Origin of the sequence: Paraburkholderia oxyphila NBRC 105797 (assembly GCF_000685075.1) — a bacterium.
GTDB classification, from domain to species: domain Bacteria; phylum Pseudomonadota; class Gammaproteobacteria; order Burkholderiales; family Burkholderiaceae; genus Paraburkholderia; species Paraburkholderia oxyphila.
This window is the reverse complement of record NZ_BAYD01000009.1, coordinates 158443-180612: the sequence shown is the minus strand read 5'-3', so window position 1 is coordinate 180612 and position 22170 is coordinate 158443. Positions and strand designations below refer to the sequence as shown.

Here is a 22170-nt window from a genome sequence, read left to right as displayed (position 1 = left end):
AAGATGCGCGACGCCGCTGCCGGCGTCACCGCTTCTTCACGCGATAGACCGCAAGACTACCACGCCAGTTCACGCCCCATCGAACCGTCTGGCCCCCGTGCAGCACGGCGCGGTCGAGAATTTCGATGCCGACCTCGGGCGCGAGCGCCTCGAAATCCTTCACCGTGAGCACGCGCACGTTCGGCGTGTTGTGCCATTGGTAAGGCAGCGACTTCGAAACCGGCATGCGGCCGCGCAGCACCGAAAGGCGGTGCGGCCAGTAGCCGAAGTTCGGAAACGAGACGATGCACTGCTTGCCCACGCGCGCCGTCTCGCGCAGGATCGCGGCGGTCTGGTGGATGGTCTGCAGCGTCTGCGAGAGGATCGCGAAGTCGAAGCTCGCGTCTTCGAAGAGGCGCAGGCCGTCCTCGAGATTCTGCTGGATCACGTTGATGCCGTTGCCCACCGAGGCGAGCACGCCCGCGTCGTTGAGCTCGATGCCGTAGCCCGTGCATTCGAGCTCTTCGGAGAGCAGCGAGAGCAAGGCGCCGTCGCCGCAGCCGAGGTCGAGCACGGTGGCACGCGGCTCGACCCAGCGCGCGATGGTGCGAAAGTCGGGACGGGCGGAAAGACTGTCGAAAGCGCTCTGGTTCATGCGCCCACCTCGTTGGCAATGCGTTCGTAATAGGCGCGCATGACGTTGTGATAGCGCGCGTCGTCGAGCAGGAAGGCGTCGTGGCCGTGCGGCGCGTCGATCTCGGCGTAGGTCACCTGACGCTTGTGGTCGAGCAGCGCCTTCACCAGTTCGCGCGAGCGCGCAGGCGCGAAACGCCAGTCGGTGCTGAAGCTCGCCACGAGGTACTTCGCCTTCGTGTGCGCGAGCGCGCGCGTGAGATCGCCGTCGTAGTCCTTCGCGGGATCGAAGTAGTCGAGCGCGCGCGTGATGAGCAGATAGGTATTGGCGTCGAAGTAATCGGCGAACTTGTCGCCCTGATAGCGCAGATACGACTCCACTTCGAACTCCACGTCGAAGTTGAAGTTGTACTCGTTCACGTCGCCCTCGGCGCGGCGCAGCGCGCGGCCGAATTTTTCGGCCATGTCGTCATCGGAGAGATACGTGATGTGGCCGATCATGCGCGCCACGCGCAGCCCGCGCTTGGGCTTCACGTTGTGCGCGTAGTAGTCGCCGCCGTGGAAGTCGGGGTCCGAGAGGATCGACGAGCGCGCCACTTCGTTGAACGCAATGTTTTGCGCCGAGAGCTTGGGCGTGGAGGCGACCACGATGCAATGGCCGAGCCGGTCGGGATAGCGCAGGCTCCATGCGAGCGCCTGCATGCCGCCGAGGCTGCCGCCCATCACGGCGGCAAACTTCTCGATGCCGAAGCGGTCGGCCACGCGGGCCTGGGCGTCCACCCAGTCTTCCACCGTCACCACCGGAAAGCGCGCGCCCCATGGCTTGCCCGTGGCGGGGTCGATGCTCATCGGGCCGGTCGAGCCGAAGCACGAGCCCAGATTGTTCACGCCGATCACGAAGAAGCGGTTGGTGTCGAGCGGCTTGCCCGGGCCGACCATGTTGTCCCACCAGCCGACGTCTTTCGGGTTGTCCGCGTAGACGCCCGCGACGTGATGCGACGCGTTGAGCGCATGACAGACGAGCACCGCATTGCTGCGCGCGGCGTTGAGCGTGCCGTAGGTCTCGACCACGAGGTCGTACCCGGCGAGCGCCGTGCCGTTCTGCAGTTGCAGGGGTTCGTCGAAATGCAGTGTTTGAGGGGCGACGATGCCGATCGATTCCATTCGTTCCGCCTGGTTTTTTGGGCGGCTAAACGGTGTCGGCGGGCGCGGAGTGCGAAAGAAGTGGCGCAGCTGACGACCTCTTTAGCCGCATTTATATCGAACCCCGGGCGTAGTCAGTGACAGGCCAGGAGTTCACGCGCCCGCAATCGAGTCAGCAAATCGGCGCGTGGGTGATGCACAACGAAGGCAAAGTATAACGGAAAACGCCGTGCGCAATGCGGCGGACGAACCGGCGCTGCGGCGCCGGCCCGCCCATGTGCGCCGGGCGCGGCTCAGGCGCCGAGCGCATGCGCGTTGCGCCAGCGCCGCAACTGGAATGCCGCGACGATCATCAAGATGCCGTACAGCACCGCGTAGGTGGCGATCACCCAGATGAGCGAGAGCGCGCCCGCGCCCGGGAACATGACGATGAAAAAGCCCACCGCGGCGGAGAGCAGCCCCGAGAGGCCGACCGCCCACGGATGCGCGATGGCGTGCCGGTACTGGATCGCATAGATGATCTCGAAGACGCCGATGGCAAGCGCCCAGAAGCCGATGATCATCACGAGGATGATGGCCGTCTCGCCGGGCCAGAAGAACGCCACGAGCCCCGCGAAGACGCCGATCAACCCGACGACGACATACGACCAGCGCCGCGTGCCGCCGCCGCGTGCACCGTAGAGCAGCGCGAAGGCGCCGTCGACGATCGCGTAGGCGCCCCAGACGATGGCGAGCGTGAGCACGGTGAGGCCGGGCAAGGCATAAGCGAGCACGCCGAACACGATGGCGGCGACGCCGCGCGCGAGCAGCCACCCCCAATGGGCGGAGAGGCCGGCGAGAATGGGCAGGGCTACGGGAGCAATGGGACGGCTCATGCGTATTTCTCCTTTTGAGCGAGCCTGACGCTTTTGGCGCGGCCGCGCTATTGAAGAATCACGCGAATCTGCTCGTCGGCGTGCTCGCTGGGCGAGCGCTTGAACCCGCTTTGGGCGTAGCGGTGCCAGCAGCCGATCACATAGCGCACGAGCAAATTGGCGCGGACAGCGGGATCGTAACCGTTTTTCGATAAACGGCCGCCGGCCGTGCCGCCCTCAGCTTGCGCCTGCTCAGCAAGGCTCACGCGCAGACACTGGCGCAAGGTGGCCTCGATGCGGTCGAGCATCTGGTTCACGCGCTCGGCGAGGCGTTCGTGCTCGCCCACCAGCGCCTCGCAGGTCAGCACGCGCGTCATGCCGGCGTTTTTCGCCGAGAACTGAATCAGCATCAAGGCGATCGCGCGGGCCTGCAACGCGCCGCTCGGCTCCTTCGCGACGATCTGGTTGATGAGCTGGAAGAGTGTCTGCTCGATGAAGTCGATGAGGCCTTCATACATCTGCGCCTTGCTCGCGAAATGGCGATAGAGCGCGGCTTCGGAGACGCCCAGGCGCGCGGCCAGCGCGGCCGTGGTGATCTTTTCCCCGCGCGGCGTTTCGAGCATCGAAGCGAGCGTCTGGAGGATATGCACGCGGCGCTCGCCCGGCTTCGGACGGCTGCTGCGGCGCGGTGCGGCGTCTGGCGATTCGGCTGCTGCGGTTGCTACGACTGGGTCACGCGTTTCGGTCGGCTGCATGAATGTCGCCCCCTGAGTCCGGCTGGCGGGCTGCAATCCCGCCCGGCCGCTTGAGTCTTGCCGTTTATTGTCGCTCCGGAGGTGCTGCGGCTCCGGATTCGCTGCTACTTTGCGGTTTTCTCGTTGCTTTTATGCGCGCAGACGCTCAAGCGCGTGATCGGCTGCGCAATGCGCCGCTTCGCAGGCCGCGCGTCAGCGATTTTAGCGAACGAACGCAATGATCGACATAGTGAGGGCGCCCGTTGCGCGCCATGCGCGTGGGCAGATGCCCCGTGATCCAGACCGTGCGGATGCCGAGGCGCCGGTAGCGCTTCAGATGCCCGCGCGTGTCCTCGACGAGGATCGCGTCGGCGAACGCGACGCCCACATCGCGCAGCGTCTTGCGCAGCATCGCGGAATCGGGCTTGGCGCGCCAGCGCTCGCGCGTGCGCATGTGCTCGATGGCCACGACGCGCTCGAACTGCCGCTCGATGCCGAGCGCCGCGAGCACCGCGTGCGCGTAGTCCGTGGGGCCGTTGGTCAGCACGATCTTGCGGCCGGGCAGCGCCGCGAGCGTGCGCGCGAGGCCGCGCTCGGCGTGCAGCATCGCGTGCAGGTCGTCGAAGGTGTGCACGACCTTGAGGAAATCGTGCGCATCGATCCGGTGATGGCGCGTGAGACCCAGCAGCGCCGCGCCGTAGCGGTGCGTGTAGCTCGTGCGCAGATGGTTCGCGACGTCGAGGCTCACGCCGAGCGCGTCGACGATGTACTGCGTCATGCCGCGGTTGATGGCCGGGAAGATCGCGCGCGAGGCGCCGTGCAACGTATTGTCGAGGTCGAAGAGCCAGACGGGGGCGCCGTAGCTCGGGCCGCGTAAGGTGGGGGCGCCACAGACCGGGGCGCGATCGCTGGGGGCGCCACAGCTCGGGGCGCGATCGGCGGGGCCGCCGTAGCCCAGGCCCACATCGCCGGGGGCGCCATAGCCCGTCCCACGCGCGGGACGCGACGCCGGCGCGGCTAGCAAGGTGCGCCGGGCGTGTTGCGGCCGGCGGCGAGGCGGGCGTGAAACGTTCATCATGCGAAAAGCAGGCGAAGCGCGAGCCTGCACGCCGCAGGCGAGGCCCGGGTGGCCGCGCGGGCCACCGGCGGGCAGCGCACCCAGTCTGGATTTTAGTGCGAGCGGATCATCGTGCCGAACGGCTGCTCGGTCAGGATTTCGAGCAGCACCGAGTGCTCGATGCGGCCGTCGATGATGTGCACGGAGCGCACGCCGCTCTTGGCCGCGTCGAGCGCCGACGAGATCTTCGGCAGCATGCCGCCCGAGATCGTGCCGTCCTCGAAGAGGGCGTCGATCTCGCGTGCGGAAAGGTCGGTGAGGAGGTTGCCCGCCTTGTCCATCACGCCGGGGATGTTGGTCATCATCACGAGCTTCTCGGCGTTGAGCACGACCGCGAGCTTGCCCGCGACGAGGTCCGCGTTGATGTTGTACGAGAGGCCGTCCTCGCCGAAGCCGATCGGCGAGATCACCGGAATGAACGCGTCGTCCTGGAGCGCCTTCACGACGGCCGGGTTGATCGCCTCGACTTCGCCCACCTGGCCGATGTCGATGTACTGACCCGGGTTGTCGCGGTCCGGCATCATCAGCTTGCGCGCGTGGATCAGGCCGCCGTCCTTGCCGGTCAGGCCGACCGCGTGGCCGCCGAAGTGATTGATGAGCGTGACGATGTCCTGCTGCACCTCGCCGCCGAGCACCCACTCGACGACTTCCATGGTTTCTTCGTCCGTGACGCGCATGCCCTGGATGAAGGTGCCTTGCTTGCCGATCTTCTTGAGCGCCGTGTCGATCTGCGGGCCGCCGCCGTGCACGATGACCGGATTGATGCCCACGAGCTTGAGCAGGATGACGTCGCGAGCGAAGCCCTGCTTGAGCCGCTCTTCGGTCATGGCGTTGCCGCCGTACTTGATGACGATGGTCTTGCCGTGGTACTGGCGGATATAGGGCAGCGCTTCGGCCAGGATTTCGGCTTTCAGGGTGGGCGCGATCTGCGAGAGGTCGATGGGCTCGGACATGGCGGCGGGACTGGACAGGAGAACAGGGTGAAAAACGGCGGAACCAGGCGCGCTCGCGAAAGCGCGGCTGAAACAGGCCGAATTGTACAGGACTGGCGCGGTGCAGCAGGGTTTTCGAGAGGGTGGGTGGGCGAGCGCCGGGTGAACTGCGGGCGCCGGCGCCGTCCTGTGGCATCATTTTCCCATCGCTGAATCCGGCCTCGCCAGGAGCGCGCCACCATGACCGCCCCCGCAAGTCCCGCCCACGCCATCAAGCGCGCACGTTGCCCGCGTTGCGGCAATGCCTTCGACTGCGGCAGGCACACCGAGCCGTTCGAATGCTGGTGCAAGTCGCTGCCCGCCGTGCCGGCGAGCCAGCTCGACCCGCGCGGACGCTGCCTGTGCCCCGAGTGCCTCGCCGCCGCCGTCGCTGCGGGTGCTGCGCCGCACAACACCGGCGAGGGCCGCTGAGTTATTGCGCTGCCTGCAGCGCCCGATGTTCGACGGCGAGCTTGCGCAAGTCGGCGCTCACGTCGTCGAGCACCGGCTCCCACTCCCGGAACCGCTTCTGCCGATACAGCGTCGTGTGCGGATACCAGGGGCTGTCGCGCCGCTCCAGCTCCCAGACCCAATGCGGATTCACGTCCAGCAGCACCCACGTGCGCTGGCCGAGCGCGCCCGCCAGATGCGCGCTCGAGGTGCAGACCGAGATCACGAGATCGAGCGCGTCGACGAATGCGGCGGTGCCGTCGAAGGTGTGCCATTCGGCGCTGAAGTCCGCGATCTCGAAGCCGGCCGCGCGCGCGGCCTCGACGTCGGCCTGCGCACCCGGTTGCAGCGAATAGAACGCCGCGTCGGCGATGCCCGCGAAGTGAGCCGCAAAGCGCTCGAGCCCGACGCGCCGGAACGGATTGCGCTTGTGCGTGAGGCTGCCCGTCCAGGCGAGCCCGACCTTCAGGCGCCGCTCTCCCGCGAGCCGCTCGCGCCAGCGCGCCGCCGCCGCGGGCTCCGGCGCGAGATAGCGCGCCGGGCCCGGGATCGTCCCCTCGCGCGTGCCAAAAATCAGCGGCAGGCTCAGCAGCGAGACTTCGCAGTCGTAGGGCGGCAACGCCTCGACGCCGCCGCCGGCGCAGTACAGATCGCAATGGCTGCCGACGCTGCGCGAGAGCAACGCGCCCATTTGCGGGAACGAATTCCAGACGAGCCGGCCGCCTTCGCGATGCACGCGCTCGGCGAGCATCGGCACATAGCGGCAGAACTGCAGCAGGTCGCCCTTGCCTTGTTCGCCCCACACGAGCAACGTGCGGCCGGCCAGCGGCTCACCGCGCCATTCGGGCTTGGGGAAGACCGGGCGGCCCGCGGCCAGCTCGCTTGCCCCTTGCCAGCGCGCCTCGTGTCCGCGCCAGCCTTCGGCGAAGTTGCCGCGCATGAGCTCGATCATCGACAGGTTCAAGCGTATCGATGCGTCGTTCGGCGCATACTGGCATGCGCCGCGTGCGGCCTGCTCGGCTTCGTCCCATTGCTGGGCTTCCCTGCACGCCATCGCGTAGTTGTTCGCGGCCAGTGCGCTATGCGGGGCGAGTGCGAGCGCGCGGCGACTCGCCTCGAGCGGGCGCGTCACGTCGGTGTCGGTGGGCAGCACCCGGCCGAGGTTGATCCAGGCATTGGCATTGTTGGGTTCCGCTGCGACCGTCTCTTCGAGCAGCGCGAGGACTTCACGGCTATCTGATTTGATTTGCATCAATGCGCCGGCAAGATTGTTACGCAGATTTGGAAACGTTCGCTCGATTGCGAGTGCTCGGCGGTAAGGTTCTATCGCGTCGGCGTGGCGGTTGGCGAATTGCAGTGCGAGACCCGCGGCGAACCATGCGGCGGCGCGCTGCGGCTCGAGCCTCGCGATTGCGGCGCTCAGGCGTATGGCCTCGGCGGCCAGTGCAGGATCTCGAGCGCCTGCTGCGATGAGCATGAGCGCATCGTCGTGCAAGCCTCGCAGCGAGGCGCGTGTCCTGGCGAGCAGCTCGTGGGCTGCCGTGTCGGTGGTGCCGGTTGCGTCACTCGTTGCGGTGTCGACGAAATCGAGGAATAGCTCACGCGTACGCGCAAGCGTGTCAGAAAGCGGAGTCTGCATCGTGTCTTCTGCCTTGCCGGAATACGCCGCTTCTCATGTAGCGGGTGGATGACTTAGATTGAAGCAAACCTTTTCAAGATAATGAATCAGACGAGTCCGAACAGGTAAACTGGCACCATGCATCGCATAACCGTCAGTGCTAGCGTCAATCTCAGCCATTTGTTCTGGCTGCGCAGTCTCGCCATTATTGGCCAGCTCTGCACGATCGCCTTCGTGCAATTCTTTTTCGGCGTGCAATTGCCGCTGCCCGCCATGTTGTTCGTGATCGCCATGGAAGTGGCGTTCAACGGCGTCACCTGGCTGCGCGTCACGCAAGACCGCCCCGAATCCAATCTCGAATTGTTCGGCCAGATCTGGGTCGACCTCGGCGCGCTCTCCGCGCTGCTGTTCCTCTCGGGCGGCACGACCAATCCGTTCGTCTCGCTTTATCTGCCGTCGCTCGCCATCGCGGCCGCGGTGCTGCCGTGGTATCTCACCGCGTGGCTCGCGTCGTTTGCCGTCGCTTGTTACGTACTGCTCGGCTTCGACAACGTCCCGCTCAACCTCGACAATCCCGCGAATCTCTTCGATTACTACCGTGCGGGCATGTGGGTGAACTTCATGGTGAGCGTGGCGCTCATCGTGTGGTTCGTCGCGCGCATGTCGCGCGCGCTGCGCCAGCGCGAAGCCGCGCTCGCCGACGCTCAGCAGCGCCTCTTGCGCGACGAGCGCGCGGTCGCGCTCGGGGTGCAGGCGGCCACCGTCGCGCACGAGATCGGCACGCCGCTCTCGAGCATCGCCATGCTCACCGAGGAGTTGCGCGACATCGCACGCACCGACAAAGGTCTCGCGCCGTATGGCGCCGACCTCGAGCTGCTCGACCAGCAGATCACGCTGTGCACCTCGGCGCTCGCGCGGCTGCGCAGCCGCGCGTCGTCCACAGGCAGCCTCCAGGCCGTGAGCGAATGGCTCGGGCCGTTCGTCGAGCAATGGCGTTTGCGCCATCCGCACGTGAAGTTCGAACTGCCTGGCAATACGCCTTCTGACCTGTACATCGAGGATGCCGTCGCGGTTGGCCAGATCCTCACGATCCTGCTCGACAACGCCGCGCGCGCGAGCCGCGATTTCGTGACGCTGCGCGCGTATCCGGGCTCGCGCGCGGGCTATATCGATTTCGAAGTCTGCGATGCGGGGCCGGGCATCCCGGCGTCGCTACGCGCGTCGCTGGGCGCGGCCCCCGTGGAAAGCACGCAGGGCGGTCACGGCGTGGGCTTGTATCTCGCGTTTTCGTCCGCGGCGCGGCTGGGCGGTTCGATCGATCTCGCCGATATTTCGTCGGGCGCCGTTGCGTCGGGCGCCGCTGCGTCGGGTGCCGCTGCAGTGAGCACCGGTGCGCCGGGCGCCGCAGCGCCGGGCGCTGCTGCCGCGGACCCCGCAACCTCGGGTGGCGCCGCCGTGTCTGGCGCTGGGGCGTCCCACGCAGGTACGCGGGAGCCCCCAGTCACGGGCGCAGCAACCTCCGGCGCGCGCGCACACAAGTCGCGCGGCACGCGTGCGGTGCTGCACGTGCCGGTGAAGACGGAGGCCGAGGCCCGGGTGGGCGGGGCGATCCCGGCGGCTCAGTCGAGCGGGGCGGCGCGCGGCGGCGGCGCGGCCGAGAGTTCGGAAATTGGACGAGGCGAAGGACCAGGCCGGCCCGACGCCGGCTGACAACACGGAGAAGCAGTATGAGCGATATGAATTTCCTGGTGATCGACGACGACGAAGTGTTTTCCGACATCCTCACGCGCGGCCTCACGCGACGCGGCTACCAGGTGCAACAGGCGCACAACGCCGAAGAAGCGATCCGTTTCGCGAATCAGCAGAAGTTCGCGCAGATCACCGTCGACCTGCATCTCGGCAACGACTCGGGTCTCTCGCTGATTGCGCCGTTGCGCAACCTGCAGCCCGACGCGCGCATGCTCGTGCTCACCGGCTACGCGAGCATCGCCACGGCGGTGCAGGCCGTGAAGGATGGCGCGGACAACTATCTCGCCAAGCCTGCGAACGTGGAAATGATCCTCACCGCGTTGCAGGGCGATGCGAGTGCGCTGCAGGCCGATGCGGCCATCGAGCATCCCGCGCCGCTTTCGGTTGCGCGCCTCGAATGGGAGCACATCCAGCGCGTGCTGGCCGAGCACGGCGGTAACATCTCGGCCACGGCGCGCGCGCTCAACATGCATCGGCGCACGCTGCAGCGCAAGCTCGCGAAGCGGCCGGTGCGTCAGTGAGCGCGTAAAGGCGCGCCAGGCGCGCACAGGCGGCACACAAAAGAAAAGGGGCTCGGCGTTGGCGCGGAGCCCCTTATTTCATTCTCGCCTGCACGCGGCAGGCTTCAGTTCGCGCGACTAGCGCGTCGCATTCGCACCGTTACAGCACGTACCGCGACAGGTCTTCGTCCTGTGCGACTTCGCCGAGCGCCTTGTCGACATAGGCGGCGTCGATCGTCACGCTCTGGCCCGCATGATTGCCGGCCGCGAACGACACGTCTTCCAGCAGTTTTTCGATGACCGTATAGAGACGGCGCGCGCCGATGTTCTCGGTCTTCTCATTCACGGAGAAGGCAATTTCCGCGAGCCGGCGAATGCCGTCTTCCGCGAAGTCGAGCTGCACGTCTTCCGTGGCGAGCAGCGCCTGGTACTGCTTGACGAGGCTCGCGTCGGTGGCGACCAGAATGGCTTCGAAGTCCTTGACGGAGAGCGAATCGAGTTCGACGCGGATCGGAAAGCGGCCCTGCAGCTCGGGGATCAGATCGCTCGGCTTCGAGAGATGGAACGCGCCGCTCGCGATGAACAGCACGTGATCGGTCTTCACCATCCCGTACTTCGTGTTGATGGTCGTGCCTTCCACGAGCGGCAGCAGATCGCGCTGCACGCCCTGGCGCGAGACTTCGCCGCCGCTGCCTTCGTTGTTGCGCGAGGCGATCTTGTCGATTTCGTCGAGGAACACGATGCCGTTCTGCTCGACATTCTGCACGGCCTTGGCCTTGACCTCTTCGTCGTTGAGCATCTTGGCCGCTTCTTCGTCAGTGAGGACCTTGAGGGCTTCCTTCACCTTGAGCTTGCGGCGCATCTTCTTGCCGCCGCCGAGATTGGCGAACATCGAGCGGATCTGCTCGGTCATGTCTTCCATGCCCGGCGGCCCCATGATGTCCATGCCCACTTGCGGCTGCTCCACGTCGAGCTCGATTTCCTTGTCGTCGAGCTGGCCTTCGCGCAGGCGCTTGCGGAAGGTCTGACGCGTGGCGTTGTCGCCTTCGCCGTGGCTCGTATCGGACGCGGAAGAGCCGAAGCCCACCGGCCGCGCGCTCGGCAGCAGGATGTCGAGGATGCGGTCTTCGGCCTGATCGGTGGCCTTGCTGCGCACCTTGCGCATTTCCGATTCGCGCGTCTGCTTCACCGAGATTTCGATGAGGTCGCGCACGATGCTGTCCACGTCGCGGCCCACGTAGCCCACTTCGGTGAACTTGGTCGCTTCGATCTTGATGAAGGGCGCGTCCGCGAGCTTCGCGAGACGCCGCGCGATTTCGGTCTTGCCGACGCCCGTCGGCCCGATCATGAGGATGTTCTTCGGCGTGATTTCCTGGCGCAGCGGATCGGCCACCTGCTGGCGGCGCCAGCGGTTGCGCAGCGCGACGGCCACGGCCTTCTTCGCGTTGGCCTGGCCGATGATGTGCTTGTCGAGTTCCGAGACGATCTCGGCGGGGGTCATGGTGCTCATCCTGATTCCTTCTCGTCTGTGCGGCGGGTTACTCGATGGTTTCGATCACGCGGTTGTGATTCGTGTAAATGCACATGTCGCCCGCGATCTCGAGCGACTTTTCGACGATCTCGCGCGGCGAAAGCTCGGTGTTCTCGATGAGCGCGCGGGCCGCGGCCTGCGCATAGGCACCGCCCGAGCCGATCGCGCAGATGCCTTCTTCGGGGTCGAGCACGTCGCCGTTGCCGGTGATGACGAGCGTGGTTTGCGCGTCGGCGGCGATCAGCATGGCTTCGAGGCGGCGCAGCATGCGGTCGGTGCGCCAGTCTTTCGCGAGCTCGACGGCCGCGCGCGTGAGATTGCCCTGATGCTTTTCGAGCTTGGCTTCGAAGCGGTCGAGCAGCGAGAACGCATCGGCCGTGCCGCCCGCGAAGCCCACCATCACCTTGCCGCCGTAAATGCGCCGGACCTTCTTCGCGCCACCCTTCATGACGATGTTGCCGAGCGTGACCTGGCCGTCGCCGCCGAGCGCGACCTTGTCGCCGCGCCGCACGGAAACGATCGTCGTGCCGTGAAATTGCTCCATGTGCGTTCCTTTTTACCGTTGATGCCAGGCAGAGACTGGAACGACGCGGTCTGTGCAGCCGCGCCGCAGTGTCGGATTCGGTACGCGCCGCTCGCGGCGCGGGGCGCGCGGGCGGGCGTGTCGGTAGAAGTTTAGGGCGACGGCGGGCAGTTCAAGGGCTCGCGGCGCAGATTTCGGGATAAGCGTGGGCGAGCGCAAACAAAAAAGCGCACGGGACTCCGTGCGCTTCGACAAGGAAGGCAGAAAAATCCGGCACGCGCCGCGCGGCGGCGCCGGCAGCCAATCAGTCGCCGAACAGCTTCTGGCGCAGCTCGCGGCGCTCCTGCGCCTCGAGCGAGAGCGTGGCGGTGGGGCGTGCGAGTAGACGCGGAACGCCGATCGGCTCACCGGTTTCCTCGCACCAGCCGTAGTCGCCCGCATCGATGCGGGCGAGCGATTGCTGCACCTTCTTCAGCAGCTTGCGCTCGCGGTCGCGCGTGCGCAGCTCGAGCGCATGCTCTTCTTCGATCGTCGCGCGGTCGGCCGGATCCGGCACGATTACCGTCTCGCGCAGATTCTCGGTAGTCTGGCCTGCATTGCGGAGAATTTCCGCCTGCAGCTGTTCGAGCCGGTTTTTGAAGAAGGCGAGCTGATCCTCGTTCATGTAATCCTTGTCGCTCATCTTCAGGATTTCGGCTTCGGTCAAGAGTCGTTTCGTCGTCATCTGGCTTGCTTCTTCAATGAGTGAGGCAAAACTGGCACATCTTGCCTGCACTTTTGTGTTGCCCGCAGTGGCCTCTCCCACTTTACCGCGCGCTTAATCGCGCCAAGGTGCGCGTCGGCGGGCACGAACGTTGAGCTGTCGTGACGCCTAAGCGCCGCTGCGGGGCCGAACTCCTCTGGAAACCGCTATTCAGATGCTCCTGAGGCATATTTCGTACCGGCTGCGCGCTGCGACGCGATGCGCGGCCGGGGAGGCGATTTTCTTGCCGAAACCCGCATAAATGGAAGTTCCGGGGCGCCTCTCTTTCCAGTGGGGCCGTATTGTAACCGAACCGCAAACTCGCGCCGCAAGTGGGAAATCCCTTAATTGGCGGCTTCCGTCAACGTTCGATATCCAGAAAATATAACGCGCCCATCGTGAAAAAGCGATGGTCGGGTACGTTATTTGACATGTGTAGCGGAGAAACGCAATTTTGCGCGGGCACCCGAGGGGGCGTATAGCCACTTCGCATACCAGGGCGGCCCAGGTGGCGCGCCCATGGCGCATCACCAAACGGCGGGTCAGCGGTCCGTGCGCGGTTTACGGCAACGCCCGGCAGCGGGCCGGGCGTTGCGAGTCGGTATGGCGCCGCGCCCGACGTCAGGCGAGGCAGGCGTCGAGGCCGTCGGTGATGAGGTCCTGCGGCAGCTCGATGCCGATGAACACCATCTTGCTGCCCTTCTTCTCGATCGGCAGCCACTTGGCGGCGAGGTCGCTGCCCATCATCTGGTGCACGCCCTGGAACACTACCTTGCGGTCCACGCCCTTCATGTAGAGCACGCCCTTGTAGCGCAGGAGGCGCTCGCCGTAGATCTGCAGGATGCCACCGAGGAAGTCCTCCAGACGGTTCGGATCGAACGCACGGTCGCTGCGGTACACGAACGACTTGATCTTGTCGTCGTGGTGCGCGTGATGATGGTGGTGGCCGTGATCGTGGCCTTCGTGGTTGCACTGGCCGTGATCGTGGTCGCAGTCTTCGTGGTCGTGCGCGTGATCATGATCATGATCGTGATGCGCGTGAGCGTGATCGTCTTCGGCGAGGAAGTCGGGGTCGATCTCGAGCTTGGCGTTCAGGTTGAAGCCGCGCAGGTCGAACACTTCCTTGATGTCCGCCTCGCCGAAATTCACCTGGCGGATCTGCGCGCGCGGGTTCATGTGCACGAGGCGGTGGCGCAGGTCGTCGAGCTCCTTCTCGTCGACGAGATCGGCCTTCGTGATGAACAGGCGGTCGGCGAAACCGACCTGGCGCTGCACCACTTCGTGCTCGTCGAGCTGATGGTTGCCGTGCTTGGCGTCCACGAGCGTGATGATGGCGTCGAGCAGGAATTCGTCGGCGATCTCGTTATCCATGAAGAACGTCTGCGCGACCGGGCCCGGATTCGCGAGGCCCGTGGTCTCGATCACCACGCGGTCGAAATCGAGCTTGCCGTCGCGCTTTTGCTGGGCGAGGTCGCCGAGCACGCGCGCGAGGTCGCCGCGGATCGTGCAGCAGATGCAGCCGTTGCTCATCTGGATGATCTGCTCCTGGCTGTCCTGCACGAGGATTTCGTTGTCGATGTTCTCTTCGCCGAATTCGTTCTCGATCACGGCGATCTTCATGCCGTGCGGTTCGTTCAGGATGCGCTTGAGCAAAGTGGTTTTGCCGCTGCCGAGAAAGCCGGTGAGGATAGTGACGGGAATCATGCTGTTTGCCTTGAGTGCCTCGAATCGGGGTGGGATACGGCGCGGGAGCCGAACGTTACAACATAACCAACTATTGAAACATATCTGGGCCGTGCGCGCTCGCGCCGTCCGTTTGGCGAGCGCCGCAGGCCGGCCTGCGCGCCTGCCCAATTCAATATGGACAGCCAGGCGATTCACAAGTGCTGGACCTGCCGCATACGGGTGTTCATTATGTGCTCGATGCATCCGCATTATCTCAAATTAATGTGGGATCTCATTAATGTGTATTCCTGCAACACAAATAAGAGTTTAGAAATCGTCCTAAAGCGTCGCATGGCCAAGGCAGGTTTTAATTCAATCACCGGCAGCAATTTCCGACGGGATTCCCTTCGGACTCAGTCGGTGTGACGGTCATCGGGGCGCGGTCCTGGCGGGGAATCCCTCTGCCGCATTCCTGAAGGGCCGATGCCGTGTTGATCGCACGCCGTGCCGGAGTTCAGACGGACGCCGGTGGTGTTTGCGGCGCCCGTCGTATGTCCAGTAGCCAGCCGGATTGCTCGCGTGTGTCGAGCATCGGGCCGGCGTTATTCGGCTGTCTGTCTCATTAGTCGGCCGGCTAATGCTGGATTGTTTGAATTGCCGGGAATCTCGATTAATGAGAAGCCGGATTAATTGCGCGTTTACAGCAGATTATTTTGAGGATTATATGAACAAGGTTTATCGCAGCGTCTACAACAAAGTGTTGGGTACGTGGGTGGCGGCATCGGAACTGACTGCTGCGCGCGGCAAGCCGGCGCGCGCGAAGTCGGGCGTCGTGCTCGTGGCGGGTGTGCTGCTGGCATCGGCGGGCGCGATGTCCGACCTGGCTCAGGCATCCGTCGCGATTTCGGACAACGGCAGCAAGTCGGTCCAGTCCGGCCCGGCGTCCATGAGCGCCAGCTCGGGTGGCATCGGTGCATCGGCATCGGCCAACTCGATCGCAATCGTCGGCGATGGCGACTGCAACCTGCTCACCAACGTCGACGCGCAGAAGGTGTACGGCGACGGTGCGGCCAATAACTACAAGGGCGGCATCTACGGCTTTGGCGTGCAGACTTCGGCGGCCAGCTACGACGACCTGTCGAACGCCGGCGCGGGCCAGAGCGGGATGAAGGGCTACTCGTCGATGACCGCCGGCTACGTGACGGAATCGGGCAATGGCGTGGCGTCTACCCAGGCGTTCGGCCAGAACTCGATCGCCATGGGGTGCGGCGCGCATGCGAACGGCTTCGGCACGGTCGCCCAGGGCTGGGGCGCGGTCGCCAACGGTGCGGGCGCGGTGGCGTACGGCATCAACGCGGTGGCGAACGGCCAGGGCTCGTTCGCATCCGGTATCGCTGCCGACGCCGAAGGCGACGATTCGATCGCGCTGGGCACGCTCGCCTCGGCGACGGGCAACGGCTCGATCGCGCTGGGCGCGAACACGGTGGCGGCCGGCGAGAATGCGGTTGCGTCGGGCAACGGCGCGAGCGCCGAAGGTGACGAGTCGGTCGCCATGGGCTCGAGCGCTTCGGCCTCCGGCGCCAACGCGCTGGCGTTCGGCGCGAATGCGCTGGCGAGCGGCGAGAATGCGCTGGCCTCCGGCATCGGTGCGAGCGCCACGGCTGACAATACGATCGCGCTGGGTTCGCAGGCCATGGCTTCCGGCATTGGCGCGCTGGCGTTCGGCATGAACGCTTCGGCGAGCACTGCGAACTCGGTGGCGCTTGGCGCAAACGCGACGGCGAGTGCGGCCAACGCCGTGGCGCTGGGCGCCAACTCGGTGGCGGACCGCGCGGATAGCGTCTCAGTGGGCGCGGCGGGCAGCGAGCGCCAGATCACCAACGTCGCGGCCGGCACGGCCGACACCGACGCGGCGAACGTCTCGCAACTCAAGAACTCGGGTCTGATCGCTGCGGACGGCACGGCGAACGTTGCGGTGACGTACGACAAGAACGCCGACGGCACGAGCGACTACAGCAACCTCACGCTCGGCAACGGCGTGGCGGGCGGCACGACGATCCACAATGTGGCGGCGGGCGTCGCCGACACGGACGCGGTCAACGTTGGCCAGCTCAACTCGGCAGTCGATAACCTGAACACGGCCGTCAACAACGCGCAGAGCGCGGCTGAAAGCGCCTACAACCCGTTTATCGCCGCCTACGGCGACCGCAGCACGGAAGGTGCGGTGGCGAGCGGCGTGTATTCGGCGGCAGTGGGTGCGAACGCCAACGCGAGCGGCACCAACACGGTCGCATTCGGTGCGAACGCCAACGCCAGCGGTGCCGGCTCGGCCGCATTCGGTGCGAATGCGGTAGCGAGCGCCGACAACTCGGTTGCGCTCGGTGCGAACTCGGTGGCCAATCGTGCCAACACGGTTTCGGTGGGCTCGGCAGGCAGTGAGCGTCAGGTGACGAACGTGGCCGCCGGTACCGAAGGCACCGACGCTGTGAACGTGAACCAGCTCGTGGCTGCGCAGCAGCAGGCGGAAAGCTACGCCGACTCGAAGATGTCGCAGATGACGCAGGGCCTCTCGTCGCTGCAGGATTCGATCAGCGACGTGCAGCGCAAGGCCTACGCCGGCACGGCGGCGGCGATGGCCGTCGCGGGCCTGCCGCAGCCGACGCAGCCGGGCAAGATCATGGTCGCGATGGCCGGTGGCCGTTACGGCGGCCAGACGGGTGGCGCGCTGGGCTTCTCGTACGTGACCGAGAATAACAAGTGGGTCGGCAAGGTGGCCGCGAACACGAGCACGCAGGGCAACACCGGCGTCGTGGTCGGCGCGGGCTACCAGTGGTAATGCCTCGCTAGCGCGAGTCAGCCGCAAGGCTGGCAAACCTGGCGTTTGACACAGCGTCTACGGCCTTCCGGCAGTAGACCCTGTTTTTTTATGCGGGCGGTTACAGAACCTGCAGCAACAGTCCCTTCAGATACTCGCCTTCCGGGAAAGACGCGAGCAGCGGATGATCGACGCCCGCGCCGAGGCGCTTGAGGATGCGCGCATCGACCTTCGCGTCGGCGGCCGCACCCGCGACGATCTTCTGGAACAGCTCCGCGTCGATCGCGCCCGAGCACGAGTACGTGAAGAGCAGGCCGCCCGGGCGCAGCAGCTTCAGGCCCGTGAGGTTGATGTCCTTGTAGGCGCGCGCGGCGCGGTCCACGTGCTCGCGCGAGGCCGCGAACTTGGGCGGATCGAGCACCACGAGGTCGAAGCGCTCGCCTTCTTCGTGCAGGCGGCGCAGCGTCTTGAAGGCGTCGGCGTCGAGCCAGGTCGCGCGGGCCGCGTCGAAGCCGTTCGCCTCCACGTTCTTCTGCGCGGTGGCGAGCGCCTCGCCCGACGAGTCGATCGACACCACGCGCGCGGCGCCGCCCTTCATCGCCGCGAGCGAGAAGCCGCCCGTGTAGCAGAAGCAGTTGAGCACGTCGCGGTCTTGCGCGAAGGTCTGCACGAGCGCGCGGTTGTCGCGCTGATCGACGTAGAAGCCGGTCTTGTGGCCGTTGCGCACGTCCACGTGATAGCGCACGCCGTTCTCATTGGTCACGATGGTCTCGGGCGGCTCGTCGCCGGCCAGCAGGCCCGTGATCTGCTCGAGCCCTTCCTTTTCGCGGATCGAGACATCCGAGCGCTCGTAGACGTTCGGGCAGCCCGTTGCCGCCGTGAGCGCCGCGACGATCGCTTCCTTCCATGCCTCGACGCCCGCCGCCATGAACTGGCAGACGAGCTGGCCGCGCGCGTGCTCCGCAACGTCTTCCTTGTAGTAATCGACGATCACGCCGGGCAGGCCGTCCGCCTCGCCGAAGATCAGGCGCACCGCGCCTGTGCCGTTCACCATCGTCTGGCGGTGCGCGACCGCGCGCTGCACGCGGCGCTTGAAGAATGCGTGGTCGATGGGCTCGTTCTCGTCGAAGCTCCAGACGCGCGCGCGGATCTGCGAGTGCGGGCTGTAGGCGGCGCGCGCGAGGAAGCGGCCGTCATGCGCGCGCACGAGAACGGTCGCGCCGGGCGCGGGCTTGCCCTCGACGCGCTCGATCGCGTTGGCATAGACCCACGGATGGCGGCGCAGCAGGGATTTTTCTTTCGACGGCTTGAGGGTGACGATATTCATGATGGATTTGATGCCTGGCGTCGTGGCGAGCCGCAGTGAGAGGTGCCGCGCGCGTGAATGACGGGTGAATCGTGCGAATCGTGTGAGTCGTTTGAACCGGGGGTGAATCAGTCGCGCTTCTTGGCGCGTGGATGCGCGTTGTCGTAAACCTTCGCGAGATGCTGGAAATCGAGCGAAGTGTAGACCTGCGTGGCCGAGATGCTCGCGTGGCCGAGCAGCTCCTGCACGGCGCGCAGATCGCCGCTCGATTGCAGCAGATGCGTCGCGAACGAGTGCCGCAGCACGTGCGGATGGACGTTCGCCGGGATGCCGGCGACCAGCGCGGCGCGCTTCACGCGCTCGCGCACGACGCCAGGCGCCATGCGGTTGCCGCGCACGGACAAGAAGAGCGGGGCGTCGTCGTGCTTGACCCAGGCGCCGCGCACGGCGAGCCAGGCGTCGAGGGCTTCCAGCGCCTTCTTGCCGACGGGCACGAGGCGGTGGCGGTCGCCCTTGCCGTGCACTTCCACTTCGGCGGCGTCGCGCTTGAGCCAGCCCGCCGATTCGTAGCCGTCGCGCTTCACGTAGCGCACATCGAGGCCCACGAGCTCGGCGAGGCGCAGCCCCGACGAGTAGAAGAGCTCGAGCATGGCGTGATCGCGCAGCGTCTCGACACTGCCTGCGGCGCCCTCGCCGGCATGCGCCGCATCGGTGGCCGAGGCGGGCGCCTCCATGAGCTTCACGGCGTCGTCGACGGAGAGCGCCTTCGGCAGCGTCTTGTCGCGTTTGGGCGCGCGCACCGCGGCCACCGGATTCGCGTCGAGCTCGATGCGGCCCGCGAGCCAGCGGTAGAACGCGCGCCAGGCCGAGAGGCGATGCGCGATCGAGCGCGCCGAGAGGCCGCCCGCATGGGCGCGCGCCACGGCGCCGCGCACGTCGGTTGGGGTGATTTTCTCGAGCGGCCGGCCGTTCTGGAGCTTTTTCAGTTCATCGAGCTCGTGCGCATAGCCGCGCAGCGTATGCGCCGAAAGCCGGCGCACGTGCTCGAGCTCATCGAGATACGCGGCGATCGGGTCGGTCGGATTCACGGTGGGGACTGGTGCGTGGCTTCAGGGCGGCTGCGAGGCGCGTGCTGCGCAAGTCAATGCGGCAACAGCCGCGTGAGCCCGGCGCTCGCGAGCGTGCCGATCTTGCGCAGCAGGTCGGTGGCCATGCCATCGTGAAAGCGGCGCGGGTCGGGCGAGCCCAGCACGAGCAGGCCGAACGCTTCGCCGCTCGGATCGCGCTCTTCGGCGTTCATGCGCTTGCGCAGCGCGACGATCGCCACCGACTGCGGCGCCTGTTCGCCGCCTTCGAGCCACTGTGCGGCTTCGAAGCCGGTATTCGCGCCGCAATACGGCACTTCGAGGCTGTTGGCGTAGAGCCGGACTTCTTCGCCCGTGTGCTTCGCGAAACTCGCCTGTGCATAGGCATCGGCCACGTCCCACAGGCGCAGCACCGCCTGCGGCACGTCGAATTCGTGGCGCAGCTGCTCGGCGATCAGGCGCGGCAGGGCGTGCGGGTCGCGCTCGGCGAGCACGTGCGACACCCACTGCACCGTTTTCGCGGCGATGCTGTCGTTCTCGTGGCCGTAGCGCAGCAGCTCGGAAAGGCGCAGCTCCAGATGCTTGTTCTTCTCGCGCAGCATCTCCATCTGGCGTTCCTGCAGCGACACGGCCGCCTTGCCGTGCGGATTGCCGAGCTTGATCGTGGCCAGCAGTTCGGCGTGCTCAACGAAGAAATCGGGATTGGCGAGCAGATAGTCGGCGACTTCGCGATCGTTCATGTTGGTGGCGCGTTCGATGAAGAAGCGGCGCGCGGGCGCGCCATGCGGGATACGGGTGATGCCGGCAAAGCTCAGTTCAGCAGATCGTCGGCGAGTTCGATCTCGCCTTCGAAGACGGTCGCGGCGGGGCCAGCCATCGTCAGCGCGGCCGATTCGTCGCGCGCGCCGTCCCAGGCGATCGTGAGCATGCCGCCATGCGTGTGCACCTTCACGGGCGAATCGAGCAGGCCGCGGCGAATGCCCGCCGCCACCGCCGCGCATGCGCCCGTGCCGCAGGCGAGCGTCTCGCCCGCGCCGCGCTCGTAGACGCGCAGCCGCACCTCGTTGCGCGAGACGATCTGCATGAAGCCCGCGTTCACCTTGTTCGGAAAGCGCGGGTGCTTCTCGATCACGGGGCCGTCGGCGAGTACGGCGAACGCCTCGGCGTCCTCGACCACCTGCACCGCGTGCGGATTGCCCATCGACACGGCCGAGATCCAGCGCGTCTGGCCGTTCACCTCGAGCGGCCAGAGCGTATCGTTGCCTTCGCGGCGGCCTTCGAGCCCGTTCGCATCGAACGGCACTTGCGAGGGCTCGAACACCGGACTGCCCATGTCGACCACGACCTCGCCGTTTTCCTGCATGACGAGCGTGATCACGCCTTTCTGGACCTGCACGCGCACGCGCTTCGCATCGGTGAGCTCGCGGTCGCGCACGAATTTCACGAAGCAGCGCGCGCCGTTGCCGCAATGCTCGACCTCGCCGCCGTCGCAATTGAAGATGCGATAGCGGAAGTCGACGCCATCGACGGTGGGTCTCTCGACCAGCAGCAACTGGTCCGCGCCAATGCCGAAGTGGCGGTTGGCGAGCGCGCGCACGCGCTCGGGCGTGAGCGCGATGGGCTGGCTAAAGCCGTCGAGCACGACGAAGTCGTTGCCCGCGCCGTGCATCTTGGTGAACTTGAGTTTCATCCCGCTATTGTAAGCGACGCGCGGGCGAACGCCCGCGCGCTGTCCGCCGTTATCGGCGGGTATCGGCCGGTATCCGCCGTTATGAATAGACGCTCGGTTCGCCGGGCGGACGCGTCTTGAAGCGCTTGTGAACCCAGTAGTATTGCTCGGGAATGCGCGGAATCTGCTCTTCGAGGAAGGCGTTCATGCGGCGCGCATCCTGTTCGTCGTCGCCGGTGGGGTAGTTGTCCCAAGGTTTGAAGATCTTGAGCCGATAACCCTTGTAATTGGGCAGCACCTCGCCGATAAACGGCACGACCTGCGCGTGGCCCACCTTCGCGAGGCGTCCCACCGCGGTCAGCGTGCACGCGGGCACGCCAAAGAACGGCACGAAGGTGGAGTTGCGCATGCCGTAGTCCATGTCCGCGCCGAGCATCACGGGCTTTTTATCGCGCAGCCAGCGCAGCACGGCGCGCGCGCTGTCGGCGCGGCTCACCATCTCCGCGCCGAAGCGGCTGCGGCCCGCTTTTGCGGCGACTTCGAATTCGGGGTTCGAGAACGGCTGGTAGAGCGAGCCGCACGGCCGGTGCAGCGAGTAATTGAGGAACATCGAGCCCGCTTCGATGCCGACGAAGTGCAGCCCGAGAAAGAGCGTGGGCGGCAGGTTGGGGTCGGAAAGGTCGACTTCGCTGTCGAGCTCGATGAGCTTTTCGAGCTTCTTCGCCGAGCCGAACCACTGCACGCTGCGCTCCATATAGCTGCGGATCGCATGGCGAAAGTGCTGGCCCGCGACTTCCTCGCGCTTTTCGTCGCTCCATTCGGGAAAGCACAGCCGCAGATTGGTGTGGACGACGCGCTTGCGGCGGCTCGGGATCTGGTAGAGCAGCCACCCGAGGCCGTCGCCGAGACGGGCGACGAAGCCATAGGGCAGGATCGCAAACAGCTTGAGCAAGCCAATGGCGAAGCGGGAGCCGAGCTTACCGAGCATGTGCGGCTCCCTCGGCAGGCGTGGATACAGCGAAGAGGGCGATGGACGGCACGCGGCGTGACTCTGCGACAAATTAGGGAAACCGCTATAATACGGGC

General features: G+C 66.0%; 20 protein-coding genes. 4 read left to right on the top strand and 16 right to left on the bottom strand.

The window, feature by feature from the left end:
• Positions 1-25: 25 nt before the first annotated feature.
• The 6 genes from metW to argB all read right to left on the bottom strand — a co-directional run bounded on the left by metW (position 26) and on the right by argB (position 5413).
• On the bottom strand, positions 26-634 hold the full coding sequence (metW, locus tag BO1_RS08820) for a methionine biosynthesis protein MetW (RefSeq protein ID WP_028217254.1): 609 nt from the start codon (positions 632-634) through the stop codon (positions 26-28).
• On the bottom strand, positions 631-1776 hold the full coding sequence (metX, locus tag BO1_RS08815; protein WP_028217253.1) for a homoserine O-succinyltransferase MetX: 1146 nt from the start codon (positions 1774-1776) through the stop codon (positions 631-633). The genes metW and metX overlap by 4 nt, the downstream gene beginning before the upstream one ends.
• Positions 1777-2048: 272 nt before the next feature.
• Positions 2049-2630, bottom strand: a complete 582-nt coding sequence (locus BO1_RS08810; RefSeq protein ID WP_043284178.1) for an HdeD family acid-resistance protein — start codon at positions 2628-2630, stop codon at positions 2049-2051.
• Positions 2631-2677: 47 nt separating this feature from the next.
• The gene (slmA, locus tag BO1_RS08805) at positions 2678-3364 is read right to left on the bottom strand and encodes a nucleoid occlusion factor SlmA (protein WP_028217251.1); all 687 of its coding nucleotides are present in this window, start codon (positions 3362-3364) and stop codon (positions 2678-2680) included.
• A gap of 145 nt (positions 3365-3509) precedes the next feature.
• Positions 3510-4421 (bottom strand): pyrimidine 5'-nucleotidase, encoded by a 912-nt coding sequence (locus BO1_RS50215; RefSeq protein ID WP_245643737.1) that lies wholly within the window; start codon positions 4419-4421, stop codon positions 3510-3512.
• A 92-nt stretch (positions 4422-4513) separates the two neighbouring features.
• A complete protein-coding gene (gene argB, locus BO1_RS08795; protein WP_028217250.1) occupies positions 4514-5413 on the bottom strand; it encodes an acetylglutamate kinase in 900 nt (299 codons plus the stop codon).
• A gap of 219 nt (positions 5414-5632) precedes the next feature.
• On the opposite strand from argB, the gene BO1_RS08790 reads away from it, so the two are divergent.
• Positions 5633-5863: a cysteine-rich CWC family protein gene (locus BO1_RS08790; RefSeq protein WP_028217249.1), complete on the top strand. Its 231-nt coding sequence runs from the start codon at positions 5633-5635 to the stop codon at positions 5861-5863.
• Position 5864: 1 nt separating this feature from the next.
• Here BO1_RS08790 and BO1_RS50210 read toward each other — a convergent pair whose 3' ends face one another.
• Positions 5865-7520, bottom strand: coding sequence for a hypothetical protein (locus BO1_RS50210; protein ID WP_043284176.1), 1656 nt, complete (start codon positions 7518-7520; stop codon positions 5865-5867).
• Positions 7521-7637: 117 nt separating this feature from the next.
• Here BO1_RS50210 and BO1_RS50205 point away from each other — a divergent pair, with 117 nt between their 5' ends.
• Together BO1_RS50205 and BO1_RS08775 are read left to right on the top strand one after the other, a co-directional pair.
• The gene (locus BO1_RS50205) at positions 7638-9209 is read left to right on the top strand and encodes an ATP-binding protein (RefSeq protein WP_084687830.1); all 1572 of its coding nucleotides are present in this window, start codon (positions 7638-7640) and stop codon (positions 9207-9209) included.
• Positions 9210-9226: 17 nt separating this feature from the next.
• The gene (locus BO1_RS08775) at positions 9227-9769 is read left to right on the top strand and encodes a response regulator transcription factor (RefSeq protein WP_028217248.1); all 543 of its coding nucleotides are present in this window, start codon (positions 9227-9229) and stop codon (positions 9767-9769) included.
• Positions 9770-9908: 139 nt separating this feature from the next.
• On the opposite strand, the gene hslU is transcribed toward BO1_RS08775, so the two are convergent.
• The 4 genes from hslU to BO1_RS08755 all read right to left on the bottom strand — a co-directional run bounded on the left by hslU (position 9909) and on the right by BO1_RS08755 (position 14248).
• Positions 9909-11258 (bottom strand): ATP-dependent protease ATPase subunit HslU, encoded by a 1350-nt coding sequence (gene hslU / locus BO1_RS08770; protein WP_028217247.1) that lies wholly within the window; start codon positions 11256-11258, stop codon positions 9909-9911.
• 28 nt (positions 11259-11286) lie between these two features.
• Positions 11287-11823 (bottom strand): ATP-dependent protease subunit HslV, encoded by a 537-nt coding sequence (gene hslV / locus BO1_RS08765; RefSeq protein ID WP_028217246.1) that lies wholly within the window; start codon positions 11821-11823, stop codon positions 11287-11289.
• A gap of 283 nt (positions 11824-12106) precedes the next feature.
• Positions 12107-12526 carry an RNA polymerase-binding protein DksA gene (gene dksA, locus BO1_RS08760; RefSeq protein WP_028217245.1) on the bottom strand — a complete coding sequence of 140 codons (420 nt, stop codon included), beginning with the start codon at positions 12524-12526 and terminating at the stop codon, positions 12107-12109.
• Positions 12527-13165: 639 nt separating this feature from the next.
• On the bottom strand, positions 13166-14248 hold the full coding sequence (locus tag BO1_RS08755; protein WP_028217244.1) for a CobW family GTP-binding protein: 1083 nt from the start codon (positions 14246-14248) through the stop codon (positions 13166-13168).
• A gap of 685 nt (positions 14249-14933) precedes the next feature.
• On the opposite strand from BO1_RS08755, the gene BO1_RS08750 reads away from it, so the two are divergent.
• Positions 14934-17045, top strand: coding sequence for a YadA family autotransporter adhesin (locus BO1_RS08750; RefSeq protein ID WP_028217243.1), 2112 nt, complete (start codon positions 14934-14936; stop codon positions 17043-17045).
• 100 nt (positions 17046-17145) lie between these two features.
• On the opposite strand, the gene BO1_RS08745 is transcribed toward BO1_RS08750, so the two are convergent.
• From BO1_RS08745 to BO1_RS08725, 5 genes are all read right to left on the bottom strand, one after another.
• Entirely contained in the window at positions 17146-18351 is a 1206-nt protein-coding gene (locus tag BO1_RS08745) for a class I SAM-dependent rRNA methyltransferase (protein WP_028217242.1), read from the bottom strand.
• Positions 18352-18458: 107 nt separating this feature from the next.
• On the bottom strand, positions 18459-19418 hold the full coding sequence (locus tag BO1_RS08740) for a tyrosine recombinase XerC (RefSeq protein WP_028217241.1): 960 nt from the start codon (positions 19416-19418) through the stop codon (positions 18459-18461).
• A 53-nt stretch (positions 19419-19471) separates the two neighbouring features.
• Complete coding sequence (locus tag BO1_RS08735; RefSeq protein WP_028217240.1) at positions 19472-20155, bottom strand: DUF484 family protein; 684 nt, start codon at positions 20153-20155, stop codon at positions 19472-19474.
• Positions 20156-20226: 71 nt separating this feature from the next.
• Positions 20227-21105, bottom strand: a complete 879-nt coding sequence (gene dapF, locus BO1_RS08730) for a diaminopimelate epimerase (RefSeq protein WP_028217239.1) — start codon at positions 21103-21105, stop codon at positions 20227-20229.
• A 79-nt stretch (positions 21106-21184) separates the two neighbouring features.
• Positions 21185-22072 (bottom strand): lipid A biosynthesis lauroyl acyltransferase, encoded by an 888-nt coding sequence (locus tag BO1_RS08725; RefSeq protein ID WP_028217238.1) that lies wholly within the window; start codon positions 22070-22072, stop codon positions 21185-21187.
• Positions 22073-22170: the final 98 nt, after the last annotated feature.

Excerpts from the sequence above, each read along its gene's own strand:
- metW (WP_028217254.1), bottom strand. The coding sequence starts at position 634 with ATGAACCAGAGCGCTTTCGACAGTCTTTCCGCCCGTCCCGACTTTCGC.
- metX (WP_028217253.1), bottom strand. The coding sequence starts at position 1,776 with ATGGAATCGATCGGCATCGTCGCCCCTCAAACACTGCATTTCGACGAA.
- BO1_RS08810 (WP_043284178.1), bottom strand. The coding sequence starts at position 2,630 with ATGAGCCGTCCCATTGCTCCCGTAGCCCTGCCCATTCTCGCCGGCCTC.
- slmA (WP_028217251.1), bottom strand. The coding sequence starts at position 3,364 with ATGCAGCCGACCGAAACGCGTGACCCAGTCGTAGCAACCGCAGCAGCC.
- BO1_RS50215 (WP_245643737.1), bottom strand. The coding sequence starts at position 4,421 with ATGATGAACGTTTCACGCCCGCCTCGCCGCCGGCCGCAACACGCCCGG.
- argB (WP_028217250.1), bottom strand. The coding sequence starts at position 5,413 with ATGTCCGAGCCCATCGACCTCTCGCAGATCGCGCCCACCCTGAAAGCC.
- BO1_RS08790 (WP_028217249.1), top strand. The coding sequence starts at position 5,633 with ATGACCGCCCCCGCAAGTCCCGCCCACGCCATCAAGCGCGCACGTTGC.
- BO1_RS50210 (WP_043284176.1), bottom strand. The coding sequence starts at position 7,520 with ATGCAGACTCCGCTTTCTGACACGCTTGCGCGTACGCGTGAGCTATTC.
- BO1_RS50205 (WP_084687830.1), top strand. The coding sequence starts at position 7,638 with ATGCATCGCATAACCGTCAGTGCTAGCGTCAATCTCAGCCATTTGTTC.
- BO1_RS08775 (WP_028217248.1), top strand. The coding sequence starts at position 9,227 with ATGAGCGATATGAATTTCCTGGTGATCGACGACGACGAAGTGTTTTCC.
- hslU (WP_028217247.1), bottom strand. The coding sequence starts at position 11,258 with ATGAGCACCATGACCCCCGCCGAGATCGTCTCGGAACTCGACAAGCAC.
- hslV (WP_028217246.1), bottom strand. The coding sequence starts at position 11,823 with ATGGAGCAATTTCACGGCACGACGATCGTTTCCGTGCGGCGCGGCGAC.
- dksA (WP_028217245.1), bottom strand. The coding sequence starts at position 12,526 with ATGACGACGAAACGACTCTTGACCGAAGCCGAAATCCTGAAGATGAGC.
- BO1_RS08755 (WP_028217244.1), bottom strand. The coding sequence starts at position 14,248 with ATGATTCCCGTCACTATCCTCACCGGCTTTCTCGGCAGCGGCAAAACC.
- BO1_RS08750 (WP_028217243.1), top strand. The coding sequence starts at position 14,934 with ATGAACAAGGTTTATCGCAGCGTCTACAACAAAGTGTTGGGTACGTGG.
- BO1_RS08745 (WP_028217242.1), bottom strand. The coding sequence starts at position 18,351 with ATGAATATCGTCACCCTCAAGCCGTCGAAAGAAAAATCCCTGCTGCGC.
- BO1_RS08735 (WP_028217240.1), bottom strand. The coding sequence starts at position 20,155 with ATGAACGATCGCGAAGTCGCCGACTATCTGCTCGCCAATCCCGATTTC.
- dapF (WP_028217239.1), bottom strand. The coding sequence starts at position 21,105 with ATGAAACTCAAGTTCACCAAGATGCACGGCGCGGGCAACGACTTCGTC.
- BO1_RS08725 (WP_028217238.1), bottom strand. The coding sequence starts at position 22,072 with ATGCTCGGTAAGCTCGGCTCCCGCTTCGCCATTGGCTTGCTCAAGCTG.